Below are 2,449 nucleotides of genomic sequence, written 5' to 3'. Positions count from 1 at the left end.
CCCCCCACACTCTGACTGCGACCACCGACAAGCGTGAGACGTCAACGATGTCCCGACGACACGACGTCAAGCATGTCCCGAGCCCTTACACGTCAGCATCGCCAGATTCGCGAGGATGACGAGCTGGATTACGTCTGGCTGTCAAGCGACGTCACCCCTGAGGGCGGCATGTCTCATGGAATGGGGCACTCCGGTGAAGGGGTGTTGGCCACTGCCGGAGAAGAAGCCGTAGCTGTTGGCTGAGCAAATCTGGTGCAGGACCAGATCGAGCGGACGGGGATTCAGTGGCCCCGCGGCCGCACGGGAGGCGCCATGGGCGCAGTTCTCATCGGAGGGATAGCAACATGGAGTGGCCGCGACGGCGAGCAAGCAGCGATCGGCTCCCTCTCTGCCTGACTTCGAACCATCGGCCGTCCGCGACATCGGCGGACGTTCGGCGCCGACAACTCGTCCTACTCTGACACGTTTCCTTACCAGCTAAAGCGGCTGTGGCAGAGTCGGTCATGCTCGGTGTCAAATGTATTCGTCACGGGTGCGCGTCTTGGCTGAGGGGTAAAGATGGCGCCCGAGTCGTCCTCCCGCGCCGGCCGGCATCATCCTCGGGTAAGTCCCCTGGGGTGGTGGGGTTTCCGTGCTGAGGTGAGGCCGTCACGGAGCGTGTCGGTGCCCCTGTCGAGGCGGGCCATCGCGTAGTGGTCAGTGAGTTACCTACCAAGTGACTCAACAGAAGGACACACAACGCGATGACCCACGACCATTCTGCCTTGCTCGCCCATCTTGATGCACTCAGCTCCGCCGATTCCGGCGCGGTGTTCGCCGAGTTGATCCGGGCGGGGCTGCAAGCGCTGATCGAGGCCGAGGCCACTGAGAAGATCGGCGCGCACCGCTATGAGCGTTCCGCGGAACGCTCAAACATCCGCAACGGCCACCGCACCAAGACCGTGTCGACGACCTCCGGCGATGTCGAAGTCAAGATCCCCAAGCTGCGAGCTGGGTCGTTCTTCCCGAGCCTGCTCGAACGACGCAGACGCATCGACAGAGCCCTGCACGCGGTCGTGATGGAGGCCTACGTTCACGGCGTGTCCACACGCTCGGTCGACGATCTCGTCAACGCCCTTGGCGTCTCCTCGGGCATCTCCAAGTCCGAGGTCTCCCGCATCTGCGCCGGCCTGGACAAAGACATTGCCGCGTTCCGCGAACGCTCCCTGACCCACACTGAGTTTCCTTACGTGTTCGCTGATGCCACTTTCTGCAAGGTTCGGGTCGGCGCCCACGTGGTATCTCAAGCCCTGGTCGTGGCGACCGGGGTGTCGATCGACGGCACCCGCGAGGTGTTGGGTACCGCGGTCGGTGACAGCGAGTCCTTCGAGTTCTGGCGTGAGTTCCTCGCCTCTCTCAAAGCGCGGGGCCTGTCGGGGGTACATCTGGTGATCTCCGATGCCCATGCGGGACTGAAAGCCGCTGTAGCCCAGCAATTCACTGGATCATCGTGGCAGCGGTGCCGAGTACATTTCATGCGGAACCTGCACGGCGTGGTTTCGGCGAAACAGGCGCCGGTGGTGACCGCGGCGGTCAAGACCATCTTCGCTCACACCGAGCCCGCCGAGGTCGCCACGCAGTGGGACCAGGTCGCCGACACCCTGGAATCGTCATTTCCGAAGGTCGCAGCAATGATGGCCGAGGCCAAGTCCGACGTGCTCGCTTTCACCGCCTTCCCCAAGGCCCACTGGCAGAAGATCTGGTCCAACAACCCGATCGAACGACTCAACAAGGAGATCAAACGCCGCGCCGATGTCGTCGAGATCTTCCCCAACCCCGCCGCGTTCCTGCGGTTGGCGACCGCGGTCGTGATCGAGGCCCACGACGAGTGGCAGGTCACCCGCCGCTACCTCTCCGACATCAGCATGGCCGAACTTCGCAAGGTCATCGCCGCCAAACACCACGCTGCCGAAACAGTCGACGAAACACGCCAAATCGCCTAACATTCGGCACGACTCGTTGATCACAACGCGCTGCTCACGCGATCCGAAGTCCACCACCCCACGGGGCGCTGTCTCATCCTCGGCCCCATGTCGTATTCGGCAAGCGGGAAATTGCGGCTAGTTAACATTAACATGGCGTGATCGTCGTCACTCGATGCGGCGAATGGCCTCGTTACGTGACGTAGCAGGCCGCCCAGATTGTCGGTCGGTCGGGCAGTTGGTGTGCGAAAACCGTCGTCGGTGATCATGATCTCGCGGTCGAGGGTGACGACCGAAACATTCTCGTGGCGGTATCGCATATGTGCGTCTATCAAACGTCGTTGCTGCGGTGTTGCAATGTCCCGAAGGCCCGACTGGATTCGTTCGGTGAATGCCATAACGGTGGCTAGAACGAACCGGCTGGTGTCCTCGGCGAGGCGGCAGACGTTGAGGTGTGGCTGAGAATTGCCGCGTAGGCGATGCTGGCT

General features: G+C 62.4%; 2 protein-coding genes. One reads left to right on the top strand and one right to left on the bottom strand.

Annotated elements, in window-relative coordinates; genetic code table 11:
• Positions 1-743 precede the first annotated feature (743 nt).
• Positions 744-1,982, top strand: coding sequence for an IS256 family transposase (locus ACIGKQ_RS25260; RefSeq protein ID WP_137811204.1), 1,239 nt, complete (start codon positions 744-746; stop codon positions 1,980-1,982).
• Between the two features lie 20 nt (positions 1,983-2,002).
• Here the strand turns inward: ACIGKQ_RS25260 and ACIGKQ_RS25255 are convergent.
• Positions 2,003-2,449 (bottom strand): hypothetical protein (locus ACIGKQ_RS25255; RefSeq protein ID WP_396575177.1); only part of this gene is annotated, 447 nt, incomplete at its 5' end.

Source organism: Gordonia sp. NPDC062954, assembly GCF_044543825.1.
GTDB classification, from domain to species: domain Bacteria; phylum Actinomycetota; class Actinomycetes; order Mycobacteriales; family Mycobacteriaceae; genus Gordonia; species Gordonia tangerina.
This window is presented reverse-complemented; position numbering and strand designations above follow the sequence as displayed.

Coding starts and splice junctions, on each gene's coding strand:
- ACIGKQ_RS25260 (WP_137811204.1), top strand. CDS start 744: ATGACCCACGACCATTCTGCCTTGCTCGCCCATCTTGATGCACTCAGC.